The organism is Rhizobium sp. FKY42 (assembly GCF_005222835.1).
In the GTDB taxonomy this organism is placed as follows: Bacteria; Pseudomonadota; Alphaproteobacteria; order Rhizobiales; family Rhizobiaceae; genus Neorhizobium.
The window spans coordinates 26,833-45,942 of record NZ_STGA01000044.1; the positions used below are offsets into that span (position 1 = coordinate 26,833).

The 19,110-nt window shown below is 56.2% G+C and carries 17 protein-coding genes and 1 pseudogene; 12 read left to right on the forward strand and 6 right to left on the reverse strand.

Annotation, left to right across the window (positions count from 1 at the left end; genetic code table 11):
• Positions 1–55: 55 nt before the first annotated feature.
• From E8M78_RS16320 to E8M78_RS16330, 3 genes are all read right to left on the reverse strand, one after another.
• A complete protein-coding gene (locus tag E8M78_RS16320; RefSeq protein ID WP_137136057.1) occupies positions 56–1,516 on the reverse strand; it encodes a UdgX family uracil-DNA binding protein in 1,461 nt (486 codons plus the stop codon).
• Positions 1,516–2,748 (reverse strand): putative DNA modification/repair radical SAM protein, encoded by a 1,233-nt coding sequence (locus E8M78_RS16325; protein ID WP_137136058.1) that lies wholly within the window; start codon positions 2,746–2,748, stop codon positions 1,516–1,518. The genes E8M78_RS16320 and E8M78_RS16325 overlap by 1 nt, the downstream gene beginning before the upstream one ends.
• A gap of 85 nt (positions 2,749–2,833) precedes the next feature.
• The gene (locus E8M78_RS16330; protein WP_170973450.1) at positions 2,834–4,048 is read right to left on the reverse strand and encodes a pilus assembly protein TadG-related protein; all 1,215 of its coding nucleotides are present in this window, start codon (positions 4,046–4,048) and stop codon (positions 2,834–2,836) included.
• Positions 4,049–4,417: 369 nt separating this feature from the next.
• Here E8M78_RS16330 and greA point away from each other — a divergent pair, with 369 nt between their 5' ends.
• The 3 genes from greA to E8M78_RS16345 are packed head-to-tail and all read left to right on the forward strand — an operon-like array spanning position 4,418 to position 6,787.
• Entirely contained in the window at positions 4,418–4,894 is a 477-nt protein-coding gene (greA, locus tag E8M78_RS16335) for a transcription elongation factor GreA (protein ID WP_062554028.1), read from the forward strand.
• 19 nt (positions 4,895–4,913) lie between these two features.
• The gene (locus tag E8M78_RS16340) at positions 4,914–5,972 is read left to right on the forward strand and encodes a glycosyltransferase family 4 protein (protein ID WP_137136060.1); all 1,059 of its coding nucleotides are present in this window, start codon (positions 4,914–4,916) and stop codon (positions 5,970–5,972) included.
• A gap of 5 nt (positions 5,973–5,977) precedes the next feature.
• Positions 5,978–6,787: a glycosyltransferase family 25 protein gene (locus E8M78_RS16345; protein WP_137136061.1), complete on the forward strand. Its 810-nt coding sequence runs from the start codon at positions 5,978–5,980 to the stop codon at positions 6,785–6,787.
• A gap of 6 nt (positions 6,788–6,793) precedes the next feature.
• On the opposite strand, the gene E8M78_RS16350 is transcribed toward E8M78_RS16345, so the two are convergent.
• Complete coding sequence (locus E8M78_RS16350; RefSeq protein WP_062554025.1) at positions 6,794–7,261, reverse strand: Lrp/AsnC family transcriptional regulator; 468 nt, start codon at positions 7,259–7,261, stop codon at positions 6,794–6,796.
• A 250-nt stretch (positions 7,262–7,511) separates the two neighbouring features.
• On the opposite strand from E8M78_RS16350, the gene trxB reads away from it, so the two are divergent.
• From trxB to E8M78_RS16385, 6 genes are all read left to right on the forward strand, one after another.
• Positions 7,512–8,486: a thioredoxin-disulfide reductase gene (gene trxB, locus E8M78_RS16355; protein WP_137136062.1), complete on the forward strand. Its 975-nt coding sequence runs from the start codon at positions 7,512–7,514 to the stop codon at positions 8,484–8,486.
• A gap of 2 nt (positions 8,487–8,488) precedes the next feature.
• Positions 8,489–9,391, forward strand: coding sequence for a LysR family transcriptional regulator VtlR (locus tag E8M78_RS16360; protein WP_137136063.1), 903 nt, complete (start codon positions 8,489–8,491; stop codon positions 9,389–9,391).
• Positions 9,392–9,730: 339 nt separating this feature from the next.
• Positions 9,731–10,897, forward strand: coding sequence for an FIST N-terminal domain-containing protein (locus E8M78_RS16365; protein ID WP_137136064.1), 1,167 nt, complete (start codon positions 9,731–9,733; stop codon positions 10,895–10,897).
• Positions 10,894–12,804 (forward strand): EAL domain-containing protein, encoded by a 1,911-nt coding sequence (locus E8M78_RS16370; RefSeq protein WP_137136065.1) that lies wholly within the window; start codon positions 10,894–10,896, stop codon positions 12,802–12,804. The genes E8M78_RS16365 and E8M78_RS16370 overlap by 4 nt, the downstream gene beginning before the upstream one ends.
• 488 nt (positions 12,805–13,292) lie before the next feature.
• Positions 13,293–13,589, forward strand: coding sequence for a metalloregulator ArsR/SmtB family transcription factor (locus E8M78_RS16380; protein WP_137136067.1), 297 nt, complete (start codon positions 13,293–13,295; stop codon positions 13,587–13,589).
• Between the two features lie 34 nt (positions 13,590–13,623).
• Positions 13,624–14,745, forward strand: a complete 1,122-nt coding sequence (locus E8M78_RS16385) for an alkene reductase (RefSeq protein ID WP_137136068.1) — start codon at positions 13,624–13,626, stop codon at positions 14,743–14,745.
• A 49-nt stretch (positions 14,746–14,794) separates the two neighbouring features.
• On the opposite strand, the gene E8M78_RS16390 is transcribed toward E8M78_RS16385, so the two are convergent.
• On the reverse strand, positions 14,795–15,058 hold the full coding sequence (locus E8M78_RS16390) for a DUF2188 domain-containing protein (RefSeq protein WP_137136069.1): 264 nt from the start codon (positions 15,056–15,058) through the stop codon (positions 14,795–14,797).
• 324 nt (positions 15,059–15,382) lie between these two features.
• Between E8M78_RS16390 and E8M78_RS16395 the strand changes: the two are divergent.
• A pseudogene (locus E8M78_RS16395) lies at positions 15,383–15,691 on the forward strand (calcium:proton antiporter); the annotation flags it as partial.
• Positions 15,692–15,919: 228 nt separating this feature from the next.
• Positions 15,920–17,110: a PQQ-dependent sugar dehydrogenase gene (locus E8M78_RS16400; protein ID WP_246658374.1), complete on the forward strand. Its 1,191-nt coding sequence runs from the start codon at positions 15,920–15,922 to the stop codon at positions 17,108–17,110.
• Between the two features lie 61 nt (positions 17,111–17,171).
• Here the strand turns inward: E8M78_RS16400 and E8M78_RS16405 are convergent, their stop codons facing one another.
• Entirely contained in the window at positions 17,172–18,374 is a 1,203-nt protein-coding gene (locus E8M78_RS16405) for a pyridoxal phosphate-dependent aminotransferase (protein ID WP_137136071.1), read from the reverse strand.
• A 312-nt stretch (positions 18,375–18,686) separates the two neighbouring features.
• Between E8M78_RS16405 and E8M78_RS16410 the strand changes: the two genes are divergently transcribed.
• The gene (locus tag E8M78_RS16410) at positions 18,687–19,022 is read left to right on the forward strand and encodes a hypothetical protein (RefSeq protein ID WP_137136072.1); all 336 of its coding nucleotides are present in this window, start codon (positions 18,687–18,689) and stop codon (positions 19,020–19,022) included.
• The last annotated feature ends 88 nt before the right edge of the window (positions 19,023–19,110 follow it).

Below are 19,110 nucleotides of genomic sequence, written 5' to 3' on the forward strand. Positions count from 1 at the left end.
GGCGCAAGCAGTTCATTGCAGGATTTGAAAACAGCTTCGACCTGGCTAGGGACTTTTACTGACGCTCCATCAGCCGCCGGACCGACGCCATGTCAGACTTGAACTTTTCCAGTTCCGCCGCCTTTCTGGCCTCGTCTGGAATTCGCAATAGATAGGATGGATGGACAGTGACAAACAGCGTGCAGCCACTGCTCATGGCGATAGGCTTTCCCCGCACATCCTGAAGCTTTTCCTTGCGATCTGTCAGAGCGTAATAGGCCGTCGCCCCCATGGCCACCACCAGAGACGGCTTGATCAGTTCCACCTCTTTCGTCAGCCACCACCGACAGGCCTGTATTTCCCCTTGGGTCGGCTTCTGGTGAATACGGCGTTTCCCCCGCGGTTCGTATTTGAAGTGCTTCACCGCGTTCGTAACGTAAAGCGCACTGCGATCCAGGCTCACCTCATGGGCAACTGAATCGAAAAGCCTACCCGCCGGACCAACGAATGGACGGCCAGCCAGATCCTCCTGATCCCCGGGCTGTTCACCGACGAACATAACCTTGGCCGATTGCGAGCCTTCACCGAAAACGGTCTGGGTTGCCCGGCAATGCAATTCGCACCGGTTACAGTAACGGGCATCCTGACGCAGAGCTTCCAGTGTCCCCTCAGGAAATGATGGCTCATTTAGTTCGCCAGCAGCCATGCGGTCCTGAAGCCGCTGGTGAAACGCTGGCGGTTGGGAGGCGGCACGTTCGGCCATCTCGCGCACCTTGGCTTCCGCATTGGCAATGAGGTCGGGAATAAGGTCCGCCTCCGGAAGGTTCTTCCAGTATTTTTTCGGCATTTCTGCCGTCATTGCCTTCACCTTCAGCCGCGCAGGATTGAAGATATTGGCATAATAGATGCGCCAGAGCTCATCGGCGTCGTCGCGGATTTCCGGTTTCTCGGAGGGTTCGTCGGAAACTGTCAGTTCATCCCCATCCCAGGCAGCCGACCCCTTGGGCGTTGCGATCACCCAGTCCATGTCGAAAAACCGACGTTTGAAGAACGGTGCCATCCGGGCCACGATGTAATGATCCGGCTCGAACCAGGCAAAGAACGCTCGTCGCCGCTCCATCGGATCGCGAGAAGGAACCTCCTTGAAACGCACGAAGGCCTTCATCTTGTGGCTGTCGCGGCGGACAGATTTCTCCAGCTTCCGCGCAGCGATGACATCCGGGTCTGAAAGGATACCGATCAGATGACGCTCGAATCGAATGCGCCAGAGCACCCGATACAGCAGCGCAAAGCGGTCAGGATCCGAATGACAGATCACCGTCTGCGCCAGATCGAGGAACGCTGGTGGCACGCTGGGCGGACAGGCTGTTGGCGACGGAACGGGCAATTCGCTCTCGCCAAAACCCAGACCGCTCTCGAGGGATGAGCCGCTTTCCCACACCACATCGGCGGGGCTGACATCGCACATCAGAAGAATACGCGCCGCATTGCGCCATTCCGTAAAGTCGCCGCATCCATTGAGACGGATCTTCAGCATCAGAATAATGTCAATTGCTCGGGCTGCGGCGAGAACATCTGTCGCAAATCACTGCGATCGATCATCCGGTGCGGCGTCCAGCCATCTGCTACGATGAAGGGCTGCACCTTCCGCAAGGACACGCCGAGACGACCGAGATCTTCAATCCGAAGCCGACGGAAGCGCCGCGACGACAGGATGGACCTGACCGTCTTGGTACCGAAGCCCGGCACCCGGAGAAGCAGTTCCTTCGCCGCCTTGTTGACATCGACTGGGAAGCGATCCCGATGCGCAAGCGCCCAGGCCAGCTTCGGATCCAGTTCCAGGTCGAGGTTTCCGTCTTCGGTTGCAGATGTGATTTCGCCGATATCGAAGCCGTAGAAACGATAGAGCCAATCCGCCTGATAGAGACGATGCTCCCGCACGAGCGGCGGCTTGATGAGGGGCAGCTTGGAGGATGCATCCGGTATCGGACTGAACGCCGAATAATAGACACGCTTCAGCCCATAACTTCCATAGAGACGGGCGCTCGTGCCGAGAATAGTCGCATCATTAGCGCCGTCTGCCCCGACGATCATCTGTGTGCTTTGTCCGGCCGGCACGAACTTCTTCCGGCGTTTGGTCTTCAGAGTCGGCTCGGATGCATCCTCGATCTTCAAGCGAAGATCACCCATGGCGCGGCGAATACCCTCGGGTTTCTTTTCCGGAGCAAACTGGCTGATGCCTTTGTCCGTGGGCAATTCGATGTTGATCGACAGACGGTCGGCATAAAGCCCCGCCTCCTCGATCAAGGCCGCAGACGCTTCCGGAATTGTCTTCAGGTGAATATAACCGCGAAAATTGTACACGGTGCGCAAGTCTCGCGCGATCTTGACCATCTCTTCCATCGTATGGTCAGATGAGCGGATAATGCCGGAGGACAGAAACAGGCCCTCAATGTAATTCCGGCGATAGAACTCCATCGTCAGCCAGACCACCTCTTCCGGCGTAAAGCGCGCGCGCTCTACATTCGAGGACGACCTATTGATGCAATAGGCGCAGTCATAGATACAGAAATTCGTCAGCAGTATTTTCAGAAGCGAGATACAGCGGCCATCGGGCGCATAGGCGTGGCAGATGCCAGACCCTTCTGTCGATCCCAAGCCGCCAGACGTCGTTGAATCGCGCCGCGTCGTGCCGCTGGATGCGCAGGACGCGTCATACTTTGCTGCATCGGAAAGGATGGCCAGACGTTCTTTCAGTGACTTCTTCATCACTGATGTTCACTAAACGTTCCAATCCTGACTGTCAATGCTGTCCGCAGGAACCAACTAATCGGGCTTGAACACGCGCCCTCACCTATTGAACGAGGCGCACTTTCCCCATGACCTGAGAGTAGATTTTGTCCAACGCGGTTCCAATCGCTATTCCGTTGTCGGCCATGAAATGGTTTTCGGGCTTCGACGCACAGGCCTCTATCGCGGCTGGAATACGCTCGAACGCTTCCTGGACACCGACGTCGCCGGATGGCGGGTAATAGGTTTGAACCGTAAATATTTCGACTCCATCGCTGCGAAGCGCTGTGCACTCGTCATCATAGAAGGGTCCAAAAGTTCTGGCCGGGACCGTGCTATCCAGTCCATCCGTCAGGAAGACAAAGTAGGTGTTGCGTTTGGCCGCCGAGGAACCGTCGCCAATGTTGCGGATTTTGGGACGCACGAGTCTCAACCCCTGCTCAAGGAAAGACCAGCCGTCATCCGTTTTAGAGCCTGGTCCAATGATCACACCGGGAGGGAAGGTCGGCTCCACCTCCAAGGCTGCGCCTATCGTCGCGAGTTGATCCGCACTGCTGGAATTTTCAAGCAATGCGTTGAATGTGGTTCCAACCGTATAGACGCTATAAGTTTGCAGTCCTGTCTGGCCGGAGCTTTTCGCCCGGGCGGCGAAGGCAGCCATCGAACTGCGAATGAAATCCATCTTCAACTTAATGCCCATTTCCTTTGCGACTTGAACTCCATCCTTGTAACCCGCTTTTCGTAGCAGACTGTCATGGCAAGCAAACTGACAACCACCGGAAACCGCCTGCCAGCGAACCATATCTGAATCTGTACCGGGAATGGACATGGAGTTTGAAACATCGACCAGAAACACGATCTGAGAATAGGCGGAAGAACCGACCGAAGCTGACGCCGAGAAGGCTATATCTTTGGAAGGCATGTTCCAGAGGGAGCCAAAGTAAAGCGGCACATTGACCTTGCCAGTTACTTTGACCCTCCTATCGGTCGCGGTTGGACGGGTAATTGCCATGTCTTTGATGGAGTAGCCAGATCCCATGTTTCCGACCACATGGGAGTTTGCCAGTGAAAGCAGGGCATCCTCTCCAGATATCCCTTTATTATATGCAATCGCAGCGGCAAGCGCAGCCGCATCAGCACTCTCTTGCGCGCGCCTCAACTCAACAGTCAGAACACTATAATCGACGGCAAAACCTGCACCTAGAAGTAGAATTGGTATCAAAAGCGCAGTTAGAATTCCAAAATTACCGTTAATACAGCAAATTATATTTCTTAACATCATAATTCACCTTAAATAACAAAATTGATCATGTATTACGAATATTAATCAATGGTAAAGTCGTGATTTTGACGAAATTATAATATAAACATCATAGACTTATTATATATTATTCTGATTATATATTTATGAGTATAACAGAAATGACAATCGGCCTTTGCAACACAAATGCGGTCATGAGCGAATTCTATGAAGTCCTCCCCTGTTCGACCGCAGAAGAAACCCTATCTCGAATTTGCTGGCTTTCCGCTTTGCGATTCTGCTATGTTCAGGGTCAGAAGAGTTTTCACATGGTTCCGGAGTCCTGCTTCGGGACCTGTTTCTTTTTGTGTCTGCCAGTTGTAGGCATAAGACTGAGGAAAATGAGAAATGGTTGAAAAGGTACCGATGACGCCGTCTGGCTTCACCAAGCTGCAGGAAGAACTGCGCTGGCGCCAGCAGGAGGAACGTCCCCGCATTATCGAGGCCATTGCGGAGGCACGCGCCCACGGCGATCTTTCGGAAAACGCTGAATATCATGCCGCGAAGGAAGCGCAGAGCCACAACGAGGGCCGCATTACGGAACTCGAAGACCTGACGGCGCGCGCGGAAGTCATTGACCTGACCAAGATGTCTGGTTCCAAGATCAAGTTCGGCGCCAAGGTCAAACTCGTTGACGAAGACTCTGACGAAGAGAAGACCTATCAGATCGTTGGCGATCAGGAAGCTGACGTCAAGGAAGGCCGCATCTCGATCTCCTCACCGATTGCCCGAGCACTGATCGGCAAGGAAGTGGGTGATTCGATCGAGGTCAACGCGCCGGGCGGCTCGAAGGCTTACGAGATCCTCTCCGTTTCCTGGGGCTGATAGAAGGCGCAAAGCACTCGTGCCCTCACTTCTTTCTCAGGTCGAGATCATTGCCCCGCACTTCAAGCGAAGATTGTCGGGCGTCACCTCGACCGTCATCCAGCTTGTCCCGGTCCAGAATGCACTCGGCCAGAAGGTCATTACCTTCGGGCCGGGACTGCCTTCGTCTTTACCTTCCATGAAGGCATGGCAAGTGCCTCAGCTTTGGAAGCCGCCTTCGGGCCAATCCTGTCGCGTCTGGCACGCCCGTCGCAACATCGAAATGCTGCCCGGCATCATCCTGCGAGATGTGTTTCGAATGCCGCTCAGGCTCCTGTTCACCTCGGCCTCGCAACGGCATCATAGCGGCTGGACGAAGTGGTTGATCTCGCGCATGGATGGCGTCATTGCCGTCTGCCAGAAAACGGCTTCATACCTTGAGCGTGAGAGCACGGTAATCCTTCACGGCATTAATCTCGAGCGGTTCTCACCGGCTCAGGACAAGGCTGCCGCAAAGTCGGCTGTCGGCCTTGATCCCGGTTTCCGCTATATCGGCTGCTTCGGTCGCGTCCGACATCAGAAGGGGACCGATCTTTTTGTCGACGCTCTGCTCCACCTACTGCCATCTCATCCGAATTGGAAAGGCGTGATTGCCGGTCGTGCCACTGCAAAGCACATAGCTTTCGAGGAACAGCTGAAGCAAAAGGTCAAAGCTGCCGGGCTTTCAGACCGTATCCTGTTCGTCGGTGAACACACGAATATTCCCGACTGGTATCGCGCTCTGGACCTGTTCGTTGCGCCGCAACGCTGGGAAGGCTTCGGCCTGACCCCGCTGGAAGCCATGGCGAGTGCGGTTCCGGTTATTGCATCCGATGTCGGTGCATTTCCGGAACTTGTCGTGGAAGGTCAAACCGGCCATATCGTTGGGCGCGGCTCCGTCGAGAATTTTGTGAAGGCTCTCGCTCCATACCTCGAAGATGATGGAAGCCTGGCGCAGGCGAGCAGCAATGCCCTGATCCATGCGCGCCAGAATTTCTCCGTAGAAGGAGAAGCGCGGGCAATCGGCGAAGTCTATGCTCGCCTGCTGGCGCGCGGTTGATCCCGATGCAGGTCTTCGTCATCAATCTGGACCGCGCCACAGATCGCATGCAGCGCATGCAGACTCTGCTGGACGGTCTCGGTCTCACTTGGACCAGAATTCCGGCGGTGGATGGCAAGGCACTTGAGGCAGAAGCCTTACGCACGTGGTCTGCCGTGCGAAACGACGGAAGCCTGATCCTGACACCCGGCGAAGTGGGCATTCTGCTGAGCCAGAGACAGGCTTGGCAAAATACCGTTGAGCAAGGCGAGCCCTGTGTCGTGCTGGAAGATGATGTCCATATTGCAGACAGCGCGCGTCACTGGCTGGCGCGTACGAACTGGCTGCCAGCCGATGCGGATATTGTCAAATTCGAAACCACCTTGCGTCCCGTCGCGGTTGATCGCCAGGAGGTCGATGCGGGGTCTGGCCTACGGCTGGCGCGTTTGAGATCGGGCCATCTGGGTCTGGCGGGTTACATCATCACGCCCAAAGCTGGACACCGACTTCTGAAAGCCATCGGACAAAGCGCGCATGCGGTTGATCATCTGGTCTTCGATCCGGTCTCGCCTCTGTTTGACGAGCTGGTGATCTACCAGACGCTTCCAGCCCTCTGCATCCAGGATCAGTTCCTGCCCAGCAAGCAGGTTGGGCTTGGCGGCGAAATCGAGCGGGCGTGGGCCGTGGAGAAGAAAAAACAGAAGAGAACGCTTCTTCGGAAACTTGACCGCGAAGTTCGGCGCCTCGCATTGCAGGCGGCGTTTGCCTGGCGCGGCAATCGGTTCAACCCGTTCAGCCGGGTTCGCAATCTTCGCGTTCCTTTTGCGCCAGACTGAGAGAGATCAGATCTCGACCAGCCCCAGTTTCTTGACCTGTCGAATGGTCAACATGGTGCGGACCGTGTCCACATGCTCGTTGGCCGCCAGGACCTCGATGACGAAATCCTGGAACTTGGTCAGATTTTCGGCCGTGCAACGCAGCAGAAAATCGCTGTCGCCGGACACCATCCATGCTTCGCGCACGATCGGCCAGCTTTCGGCCAGAGCAGCGAAGGCCTTCAGATTGGCTTCTGACTGATGCTTTAGACCGATGAGACAAAAAGCCACCAGATCATATCCGAGTTTTGGACCATTCAGGATGGCGGCATAACCTTCAATGATCCCCATCTCCTCGAGCTTGCGAACGCGTCGCAGGCAAGGAGGCGCAGAAATGCCAACGCGCTCAGCCAGTTCCACATTGGTCATGCGGCCATCACGCTGCAATTCACGCAAGATCTTGATGTCAGTGGTGTCGAGTTCGACTCGCAGCACGCGGAACTCCTCTGATATGTTTTCCAGTGGTATTAGCCATTGCGGCCCCGAACGCAAGAAATTCACGCCAATGTGCACCGAAAGACGCGCCTAATATTGTGCAGAACGCAAAGCTGGCCTGCCTGTGATGCAAGGCTGCCCTTGAACTGGCGCGGTGTTCGATCATAAATGGGGGCGAGTTCATATAATCGATGGATTGCCGCTGCTGAAACAGCGCTCTTCCCACTGCAATCCCTGAAGGATAAAAATCATGTCTGCCCGTCACACGCAGGTCCTGATCATCGGCTCCGGCCCCGCAGGATACACTGCCGCCATCTACGCCGCCCGCGCCATGCTGAAGCCCGTTCTCATTGCCGGCATGGAACAGGGTGGCCAGTTGATGATCACCACCGATGTCGAAAATTATCCCGGCTTTGCCGACCCTATCCAGGGTCCATGGCTGATGGAACAGATGCTCAAGCAGGCGCACCATGTCGGCACGGAAATCGTAAACGATCTGGTAACGAAGGTTGAGCTGTCGCAGCGCCCATTCGTTGTCAGCACCGATTCCGGCCAGACCTGGACGGCCGACACGCTGGTGATCGCAACCGGTGCCAAAGCAAAGTGGCTGGGCATTGAAAGCGAACAGCAGTTCCAGGGCTTCGGCGTTTCGGCCTGCGCAACCTGCGACGGCTTCTTCTATCGCAACAGGGATGTGATCGTGGTTGGAGGCGGCAATTCCGCCGTCGAAGAGGCGCTATACCTCTCCAACATCGCAAAGTCTGTCACGGTGGTTCACCGCCGGGATAGCTTCCGCTCGGAAAAGATCCTGCAGGAGCGCCTGTTCCAGCGTCCCAACGTCAATGTTCTCTGGAACTCGGAGATTGCGGAAATCATAGGCGAGCCTGCCAAGCCGCCAATGCCCCCATCGGTCACCGGTGCCCGGATCCGCGACACCAGAACCGGAGCGATAACCGAGATGCCGATCCACGGCGTTTTCGTGGCTATCGGCCACGCTCCGGCAACGGAACTGTTCAAGGATCAATTGAAGCTGAAATCCAACGGCTATCTTTGGACAGCGCCAGATTCGACAGCGACCAGCATTCCCGGCGTCTTCGCTGCGGGCGACGTGACCGACGACACCTTCCGCCAGGCTATCACGGCTGCTGGCATGGGCTGTATGGCTGCCCTTGAAGCAGAAAGGTTCCTTGCCGGAATTCAACCTATGGCTCAGGCTGCGGAGTAAATATGGGAGCGCCACTCGATTGGGATAAATTGCGTATCTTCCACGCGGCAGCGGAGGCGGGTTCTTTCACGCATGCGGCGGATAAATTGCACCTATCCCAGTCGGCTATCAGCCGTCAGGTCAGCGCGCTGGAACAGGATGTGGGCGTCAAGCTCTTCCACCGCCATGCGCGCGGCCTGATCCTGACGGAACAGGGCGAGCTGCTCTACCGGACGGCACACGATGTCTTGCTCAAACTGGAATCCGTTAAGGTTCAGCTGACCGAGACAACGGAAAAGCCGAGCGGGAAGCTGCGTGTCACCACCACGGTTGGCCTCGGCCAAGGCTGGCTGACCGACAAGGTGCAGGAGTTTCTGCAGCTTTACCCGGAAATGTCGATCCAGCTCATCCTCGATAACGAGGAGCTGGATGTGAACATGCGCCACGCCGACTGCGCCATCCGTCTGCGTCAGCCGCAGCAATCGGATCTTATCCAGCGCAAGCTCTTCACCGTGCACATGCATGTCTATGCAGCGCCCTCCTACATCAATCGTTTCGGAGAGCCGCAGACCATCGAGGATCTGGACACCCACCGCATCATCACCTTCGGTGAACCGGCGCCAAACTACCTGCTGGACGTAAACTGGCTCGAATATGCCGGTCGCTCGTCCGATAATCCCCGCCTGCCGCACCTGCAGATCAACAGCCAGACTTCCATCAAGCGCGCTTGCCTGCTCGGCATCGGTATCGCCGTCCTGCCGGATTACATCGTCGGTCGCGACCCGGGCCTTATCCAGCTTGCCATCAATGCAGATATTCCGTCGTTCGATACCTATTTCTGCTATCCCGACGAGATGAAAAACGCGGCAAAGCTGAAGGTCTTCCGCGACTTTATCGTCGCCAAGGCGAGGAATTGGAACTTCTGAAGCATCAAACCGCAGGCTTTCCGTTTTCCGCTGCGTGAGAGTAAAAGACGCACCCGCGCAAACTCTTGTCAAAGTTGCAAAATTAAACCCGAGTTTTGTCGCGACGTCCGCTCAACATTAGGCTTGCAGCATATTTTATTTCGTATCTTATAGAATAAAGGGAGAAGATTGGAGTAATGCGTCTTTCTGATGCAATATATTCAATTTCTTTTAACTCGCCTCTCCTAAAGTCCTCGAATGAATTGCCGAAATGCTCCGATCTACAAGATGTTACCGGAGCAAGATGCTTGAATTTTCGGCAATCCCGAGTGTTCGCTGTCTTTGGAGAATTGGACCGGTATGTGGGTTGAGCGGTTGACATGGGCGGATGAAGGTCACTCGAAGCATCTGACCGGTACCTTCAGCCGCAGTCCCCAGCTTGTTTTCTGCTTTGGTACTTTGGCAAGCCTGACAAGCGGCAGCCCTTACCTTTCCGCCATCGCAGACCTCAAGAACAAATATCCGGATTGCCTCATCATGGGGTGCTCCACCGGAGCCTTTATCGACAAAACCGAACTCGGTGACGAAGGCATGTCAGCGATTATGGTTGGATTTGAGAAAACACGTCTGCGAGCAGCAAGCAGGCAAATCGACAGCTTTCCCGACAATCGCGAACTCGGTCTGGCTTTGGCGAACGATCTTGCCGAGCCGGACCTTGCTGCCATCTTTGTTCTGGCCGATGGTTTGAACCTGCAAGGCTCTGCCCTTCTCAGGGGCATCAACGAAGTGTTTTCCGGCAAGGTTGTCGTGACCGGCGGGATGGCAGGAGATGGTGTCGATTTTGCCCAGACGCGCGTGCTTCTGGGCGATGACTCTGTAGAGAGGACCGTTGTCGCAATCGGCTTCTATGGTCACAGTATCAGGGTTTCCAGCGGAAGCGCAGGCGGCTGGGCTGCCTTCGGACCAGAGCGTATCGTTACGCGCGGCGAAGATAATACGCTGTTCACGCTCGATGGGGTTCCGGCACTGGATGTGTATGAGCGCTATCTTGGAGAGGAGGCAGCCATGTTGCCGGCATCGGCCTTGCTCTATCCTCTGATGATCTGGGACCCAGCCAAGCCTGACAAGACGGTAATTCGAACCGTTCTGGGTATCAACAGGGAGGCGCGCACCATGACCTTTGCGGGCGACATGCCCACAGGATGGCGCGCACGACTGATGCAGGGGCGCGCGCAAAGCCTGATTGATGGCGCAGCGGATGCGGCCTATGCTGCCATTGCAAACCCCGCTTCGGCGGACACGGCGCATGCGAGCCGCCTTTGCCTGATGGTTTCCTGCATTGGCCGTCAGCTCGCTCTTGGTCAGCGCACATCAGAAGAAATTGCCAGTGTCGCAAACGTGCTTGGTGAAGGTACAGTACTGGCAGGCTTCTATTCGAATGGCGAATTCTCCCCGCCGAAAAGCGGCGATGAATGCCATCTGCACAATCAGACCGTGACACTAACCCTGTTGTCTGAAACGGCATGACGGATCGACACCCTCTCCTTTTGAAACAGCTGGAGCGCGTTACAGCGGGTGACACCGTTGACCTGCCCCGTTTGCTCTCCCTGATCAGCGACGCCTATTTCGACCATGAACGGGAGCTGAAGCGCGCAGACCGCGCCCACAGGATCATGTCGGATGAGCTGGAGGAGGCCAATCGCAGTCTTCGCGAAGCAATGTGCGAAGATGTCCAGAACAAGCGGTTCTCGCAGTCGCTAGACCATATGCCGCAAGGACTGGCGCTCTACGACAGAAGCGGCCTGCTGATCTACGCCAACAAACAGTTCATCGCGCACTATTGCCTGCCGAGCGATTTCAATCCTCTGGCGAAACCGCTCGATGAAATACTGCGTCGAAGCAAAGCCCTTTCCGGCGCGGGTGAGCAGGAACATGTGCGCCTGATACAGGAATGCCTTTCACTGCCAATCGTGCGGTCGTCGGTGATCGAGCAAAGATGGCCGGACGGCCGCACGATAGCAATTTCTCGCGATCCCATAGAAGGCGGCGGTTATCTGGATACCCAAACAGATGTATCCGAGAGCCATCGCGCACGGCAGCAGATTGCGCACCTGGCAAATTATGATGTGTTGACCAACATCCCCAACCGGCGCCTTTTCCAGCAGCGGCTGGAGGAAAGTGCTGAGGCCGCGTCGGCAGGTGAACTGGTTGGTATTCTCTGCATTGATCTCGATCGCTTCAAAGCGGTCAACGATACGCTGGGCCACGCGGTGGGAGACGACCTCCTGTTGGCGGTTACCAGGCGATTGCGCAACCGACTGCGAAAGACCGACATGATCGCGAGGTTGGGCGGTGATGAATTCGCAGTCATTCTTCGCGATCTGCAAAGCAAGGATCAGGCATCAAAACTTGCAAGTCGTCTGATCACCAGTCTGTCCAGTCCCTTCAGCATCAAGGGATACCGGATCAGCATTGGTGCCAGCATTGGCATCGATTTCCTTGAAGAAGGGAGATCCTCAGCAGAGGCCGCTCTTCGTAATGCTGATCTTGCGCTTTATGAATCGAAGAACAACGGACGCAATTCTCACCACCTTTTTCAGCCAAACATGCATGACCGGCTGACAGAAAAACACCGCCTTGAGCAGGAGCTTCGGGAAGCTCTGGTGAAGGATGAATTTACTGTCCATTACCAGCCTCAATTCGATGCAAAGACAGGTCGGTTGAAAGGGTTCGAGGCCCTTGTTCGCTGGCACTCGCGGACAGGAAAGCTGATACCACCGGATGTCTTCATTCCACTGAGCGAAGAGATTGGCCTGATCAACGAACTCGGAGAATGGGTCATGCGCCGCGCCTGCCAGGATGCAGCCCAATGGCCTGAACCGGTTACCATCGCGGTCAACGTATCTCCGGTACAATTTCACGGAGGTCGCCTCACCCAGATCGTACGCGACATTCTGAAGGAAACGGGCCTCGATCCTTGCAGACTGGAGATCGAGGTTACCGAGAGCGTCACGATCGCTGATATTTCGAGTACGCGCCACGTTCTGGACGAACTGAGGGAGCTGGGTATCTCAATCTCGCTGGATGATTTCGGCACCGGCTATTCTTCTCTCAGCCAGCTGCGGAATTTTCCATTCAGCAAAATCAAGATCGACAGAGGTTTCATCAACGACCTTGGCAAGACGGATGACAGCCTTGCGATCATTCGTGCCGTTGCAAGCCTCTGCGGGGCGCTTGGCCTTGTCTCTGTTGCCGAAGGCGTGGAAACCGATGAGCAATTGCAGATCCTGAAGGATGAGCATTGCGACATCATTCAGGGATACCTCACCGGCAGACCCATGAATCTCGAGGCAACGCTTGCTCTTCTGGCCGATCACTTTTCAGAGCAGAACGAGGGCCCCCGCGCCAAGGGCCAGGCTCAGCACGCGCGGTAAAAAAGACGGGCATGTCAAGAGTGATGCAGTATCAGCATAGCTGCCCTGCACAGAAAAGCATTGCTCCCTGCTCAAGAAAGCATCATATCGCACACAGCTGATGCACATGGCGGCTTTCCTCCCAGTTCCGCCGCAGCAGCTGTTCCCCTCTGGAGGTTTATTGACCTTCACACTTACAAGGGCCCTGGAGCGATCCGGCGGCCCTCTTTTTTTAAGCTTCCATTGCCCTTGTTGAACAAAATTCTTGCCTCAGACGATCACGGCCCCTTGCTGTGGACGAGTGCAGCTTCCATATTCTGAACAGCTGTCCCGGCGGCCTCCTGTCGCCCCTCAGCTGTTCCCCTCTGGAGGTTTGGTAAACCTTCATCCTCACGGGCCCGAAGAAATTCGAGGCCCTTTTTTTTGCCCAGTCGCCTTTAAATCGTAAAATAACGATCTATATATCGCTCAGAAACGATTTATCCGGTCAGAGAACAGGAGGGCTAGGAATGGACAAGACAGAAATTCTGAAAGCGCTCTCTCACCCTGCCCGTGTCGAGTTTCTGGAATGGATGCGCGAACCGGAGGCACATTTCTCCTCCCAGGCTCATCCCCTGGAGATGGGCATCTGCGCCAAACAGTTTGAAATGCGCTGCGGCTTGTCCCAATCCACCGTATCCGCCCATCTGGCCACGCTTGAGAAGGTCGGCCTCGTGAAAACGAACAAGGTGGGCCAGTGGACCTTTTATCATCGTGATGAGGACAGAATTCGGTCCTTCATCGATCACCTGAAGACCTCGCTCTGAGGCAACCTCCCCTTTTCAATCTATGAGGAATATCATGCCTACACTGTTCGACAGCGTGAAGTTTGGCGATATCGAGCTTCGCAACCGCATCGTCATGGCGCCCCTGACTCGCAATCGCTCCCCGAAGGCGGTCCCGAACGACCTGAATGTCGTCTATTATGAGCAGCGCGCAACAGCCGGCCTCATCGTATCAGAAGGAACCGCCATCACGCATCAGGGCCAAGGTTACGCCGATGTCCCCGGGCTCTACAAGCCGGAAGCCCTGGCTGGCTGGAAAAAGGTCACTGACGCCGTCCACTCGCGTGGCGGCAAGATCGCTGCACAACTCTGGCATGTCGGTCGTATTTCCCACGTGTCTCTGCAGCCAAACGGTGCGGCGCCCGTCGCTCCCTCTGCGATCCCTGCGAAGTCGAAAACCTATATTCTGAACGAAGACGGCACAGGCGCCTTTGCCGAAACCTCGCAACCCCGTGCGCTGGAACTTTCCGAGCTGCCGGGTATCGTGGATGATTTCCGCAAGGCGGCCCGCAATGCCGTCGACGCCGGTTTCGATGGTGTCGAAATTCACGCGGCCAATGGCTACCTGCTCGATCAGTTCATGAAGGATGGCGCCAACCATCGGACCGATGCCTATGGCGGCTCCATCGAGAACCGTATCCGGCTGACCCTTGAGGTGGTCGATGCCGTGGCGTCGGAGATTGGCGCGGGCAAGACCGGCATTCGCCTGTCTCCGACAACGCCCGCCAACGACATCAGCGACAGTGATCCGCAGGCCGTGTTCAATGCCGTCGTCAAGGAACTGGCCAAGCACGATCTGTCGTTTATCCATGTGATTGAAGGCGCAACAGGCGGCCCGCGTGACCACCAGTACGCAGGCACATCGTTCGACTACGCCGCCTTCAAGGCAGCCTATATCGAAGCCGGCGGCAAGGGTGCCTGGATGGTCAACAATGGCTATGACGCAGAGACTGCCGCCAAGGCAATCGAGACCGGCCATGCGGATCTGGTCTCCTTCGGCAAGCCATTCATCGCCAACCCAGATCTCGTCCGCCGCATCAAAGATGGCGCTGCCTGGAACGACGTGAACCCGCAGACGCTCTATGGCGGGGGTGCCGAGGGCTATACCGACTACCCGACACTGGAAGCAGCCGAGTAAGGCGCTTTAGGAAGGCCCGCTCCGGCGGGCCTCACCGACCCCCAAAGCATCACCGCATCGGGCGGCCTTCGCCGATGTCTTCCACCTCGGCCTCGGGCCTGTCTCCGCCATCACTATGCTCGACATGCCAGATGCCCTTGGCATCCTGCCAGCTGATCTCCTCTGAATCCCCACCGACCTGCTGCTCCGCGGCGACGATCTTGGCCGCCTGTAGGGCATCGGAATGCGTGGCAAAGGTCTCGGAATAGACGTCACCTTGGCGATAGGCCCAGCCACCGTCATGCTGCACCACCTGATAGACGACTTTGGTCATGGTTTCCTCCTGATCGAGTTCGTTTTGGGTTGCACCTGCCGGAAATCGAAAAGCAGCACTTCCGGTTCCGGAAGAATGCGACAGGCAGAAATTCAATACCCTAGGAGCAGGCTGAATAGACGCTAACCTGCTCGCTTGATGGTTATGCGCACTGCCATAGATATTGCTCCCATCACACCGGAGCACATCTCAGCATGCCATCTCTTCTCAGCCGCGAAAAGTTTCTTGTTCTGGCAACACTGGTCGCAGTGTCAGGCTTCTTTGCGGAGCACACTATTCTGGAGATGGGCAAGCTGGCGGCCATCATCGCCGCGATTGCAATGATCGGCGGCACCCGAAATTCTCACAGCGCTTCGAGCAGCGCTCAGAAACCGCATGCAGGCCACCGTCAACATTGCCATGGGCGCGTCGCTCTCAACGGTGCTCCTGACGGCGCCAGTGATGGAGGGCATTGCCCTCTACAGTGGTCAGCCCTTCGTGATGGCGATGACGCCCGTTCAGACGGTGATGGTCACCATCACGCTGATTGCCGCAGCGATCAACCTCAATGACGGCGAGACAAACGCCATCGAAGGCATGACGCATTTCGTTCTTTTTGCCACTTGCGTCATGCTGACAGTCCTGGGACTTTGAGAATGATTTGAGCATGTTACCGGCAGGCGTGGATTCTGGCCCGGAACAACCTGAATCAGAACATGAAGAAATGTTTTCGATAAAACAAACTTGAACGCTTCGTGTAGAGCAAAAGGCGACACCTGACCCTAGATCAGATCAAACGTCGCGGAAGCGGCAGTCCATTGATTGATTTGGGAGAACATGATGAACCGCTTCAAAGTCCTGGCCGCAGCGACCTTCCTCGGCATGACAGCAGTCGCGCCGATGTCCGTGCAGGCGCAGACCGCAACCGCGAAACCCGCAGAGACCAAGCCCGCCAATGCGCCAGACCAGAAGCCAGCCTTCGCCGGTCAGACGCGCGCACCGCAGCCAGCACAGATGGTGAAGGTCAAAAAAGAAGTGGTGGCGCAAGGCCTCCCACATCTCTGGGCCATGGAGTTTCTGCCTGACGGCCGGATGCTGGTAACCGCGAAACAGGGCAAGATGCATATCATCTCGAAGGACGGGAAGCCCGGCCCTGCCATTGACGGCGTCCCGAAAGTTCTGGCAAGCGGTCAGGGTGGCTTGCTGGACGTAGCACTTGCGCCAGATTTTGCCTCATCCGGCATAATCTTCTTCTCGTTCTCCGAAGAGCGGGAAGATGGCAATGGCACCTCCGTCGCCTCCGCCAAACTCGTTCCCGACGCAAATGGCGGCGCGAAGCTGGAAAACGTGAAGGTCATTTTCCGCCAGACGCCAAGTTATGACGGCAACAAGCATTTCGGCTCTCGCCTCGCATTCGGGGCTAAAAACGAACTCTACGTGACGGTCGGCGAGCGTTCGGACCCGGAACCCCGCGTCCAGGCGCAGGATCTTTCAAGCGGTCTTGGCAAGATCTTCCGCATCACGACGGATGGCAAACCATTCGCTGGCAATCCGTTCGCGAACCAGAAGGACGCACTCCCGGAAATCTGGTCACTGGGCCATCGTAACTTGCAATCCGCAACAATCGACGACAAGGGCCGCCTATGGACAGTGGAGCACGGCCCGCGCGGCGGGGATGAGTTGAACCGGCCCGTAGCTGGCAAGAACTATGGCTGGCCGGAAGTAACCTATGGTGTGGAATACAGTGGTAGACCAGTCGGTGAAGGCATCACTCAAACATCAAAGACCGAGCAGCCGGTTTACTACTGGGATCCGGTCATCGCGCCTTCAGGCATGGCTTTCTACAATGGCAATGCCATTCCTGAATGGAAAGGCGCCTTCCTCGTTGGCGGCCTTGTCAGCCAGGGTGTTGTTGTCCTGCACATGGAAGGCGACAAGGTGAAATCCGAAGAGCGCGTGCCGCTGGACGCGCGCATCCGCGATGTCAAGGTCGGTCCCGATGGCGCGGTCTATGCCGTCACCGAGCAGCGCGGCGGTGGAGCTTCAACCATCATCAAACTGACGAAGGCTTGACCCATACAATAAAGGGCTCGTCGCACTGACGAGCCCTTGATTTCAAGGCAACACGCAAGGCTTACCTGCAATTGTTGCAGAAGCGCTGAATACGACGGCAGGCTTCCTCAAGCAGATCTTCCGACGTTGCATAGGAGATGCGGAAGTTGGGGCCAAGACCGAAGGCAGAGCCGTGGACAACCGCCACGCCTTCCGTTTCCAGAAGTTCGGTTACGAAATCTTCGTCCGTTTCCAGAACCTTGCCCGAAGGTGCGGTCTTGCCGATCAGGCCTGCGCAGGAAGGATAGACATAGAACGCGCCTTCCGGCGTCGGGCAGGAAATACCCTGTGCCTGGTTCAGCATCGAAACGACGAGATCACGGCGCGCTTCGAAGATTTTCTTGTTCTGCGCCACGAAATCCTGCGGACCGTTGAGAGCTTCGACAGCGGCCCACTGTGCGATGGAAGCTGCGCCGGAAGTCTGCTGACCCTGGATCATATCCATAGCCTTGATCAGTTCCAGCGGACCAGCCGCATAGCCAATACGCCAACCCGTCATGGCATAGGCCTTGGAAACGCCGTTCATCGTCAGCGTGCGATCATAGAGCTTCGGCTCGACCTCCACCGGCGTCACGAACTTGAAGTCGCCAAAGGTCAGGTGCTCGTACATGTCATCGGTCAGGATCCACACATGCGGATACTTCACGAGAACGTCCGTCAAGGCCTTGAGCTCGTCATGGCTATAGGCCGCGCCCGATGGGTTGGATGGCGAATTGAAAACGAACCACTTGGTCTTGGGCGTGATCGCCTTTTCCAGATCTTCCGCCTTCAGCTTGAAATTGTCTTCCTGCTTCGTCTTCACGAAGACCGGAGTACCGCCGCAGATGGACACCATTTCCGGATAGGAAACCCAGTAGGGAGCAGGAATGATGACTTCATCGCCCGCGTTCAACGTTGCCATGAAGGCGTTGAAAAGAATCTGCTTTCCGCCGGTCCCAACGATCGTCTGCGCAGCGGTGTAATCGAGACCGTTTTCGCGCTTGAACTTGGCGGCAATCGCCTCGCGCAGCTGCGGGATACCGGAAACCGGCGTATACTTCGTCTCACCGCGATTGATGGCGTCGATGGCGGCTTTCTTGACATTATCCGGCGTATCGAAATCCGGCTCACCTGCGCCGAGACCGATGACATCGCGGCCTTTCGCTTTCAGCTCGCGCGCTTTCTGGGAAACGGCGATAGTGGCGGACGGCTTCACGCGGGAAAGTGCATCGGCAAGAAAGGCCATGGTGGATAGATCCTAAGACTGTTGAAACGGCAGACCAGCTCGGTATTGCCGGATGTTTCTATGAATAATGTTCGTGCGCGTTTCAAGCAGAAACGGTAATTTTCAAAATCTGATCGAATACTGAAACGGCCGCCAGGCCTAAGCTGGACCAGCATGATCAGAGCCGCTTTTCGCAAGCAACGTCACCCCCGTTAACCAATGTCTTGATTTTGCCACAATAAATGCCGGTGCCTGCCTCAATCTTGTCTTTGTGGCGTCTCTTTCGCACGGCTTTTTCTAAAATCAGGTCAAGTGCAACGAAGGGAAGAGAAAATGTTTCTGGATGATGAGGAAGCGACGGTTCGCATTCGTATCCGGCAAAGCTTCTCGACGCTTTGGGTTGCCGCAACAGCGCTTCTTGCCTGCGTGGTGATGATGCTGGCCATGATCGGCAATGCCCGCGCCGCGGACATGCGAAGCATAAGCGAGATCGTCACCCCACAACTACTACTGGGTAATACCGCTGGCTTTGATACGCGTGCGATTTTTTCGGCCCTGATTGTGGTATTCTCTGTCGCTGCGGCGGGACTGTGGCTCCGGATCTTTCGGATGCCTGTCCCCGGCACATCTCTGGATCGGTTCGACGATCAGACCAGCAAGTCACGATAGCCCGCCCTCTCTCGCTTGAACCTTATCCGCACTCCTGCTAAAGCCCGGCACAACACAGGGCGCGCCGCAGACAGACGAAGCGGCATCC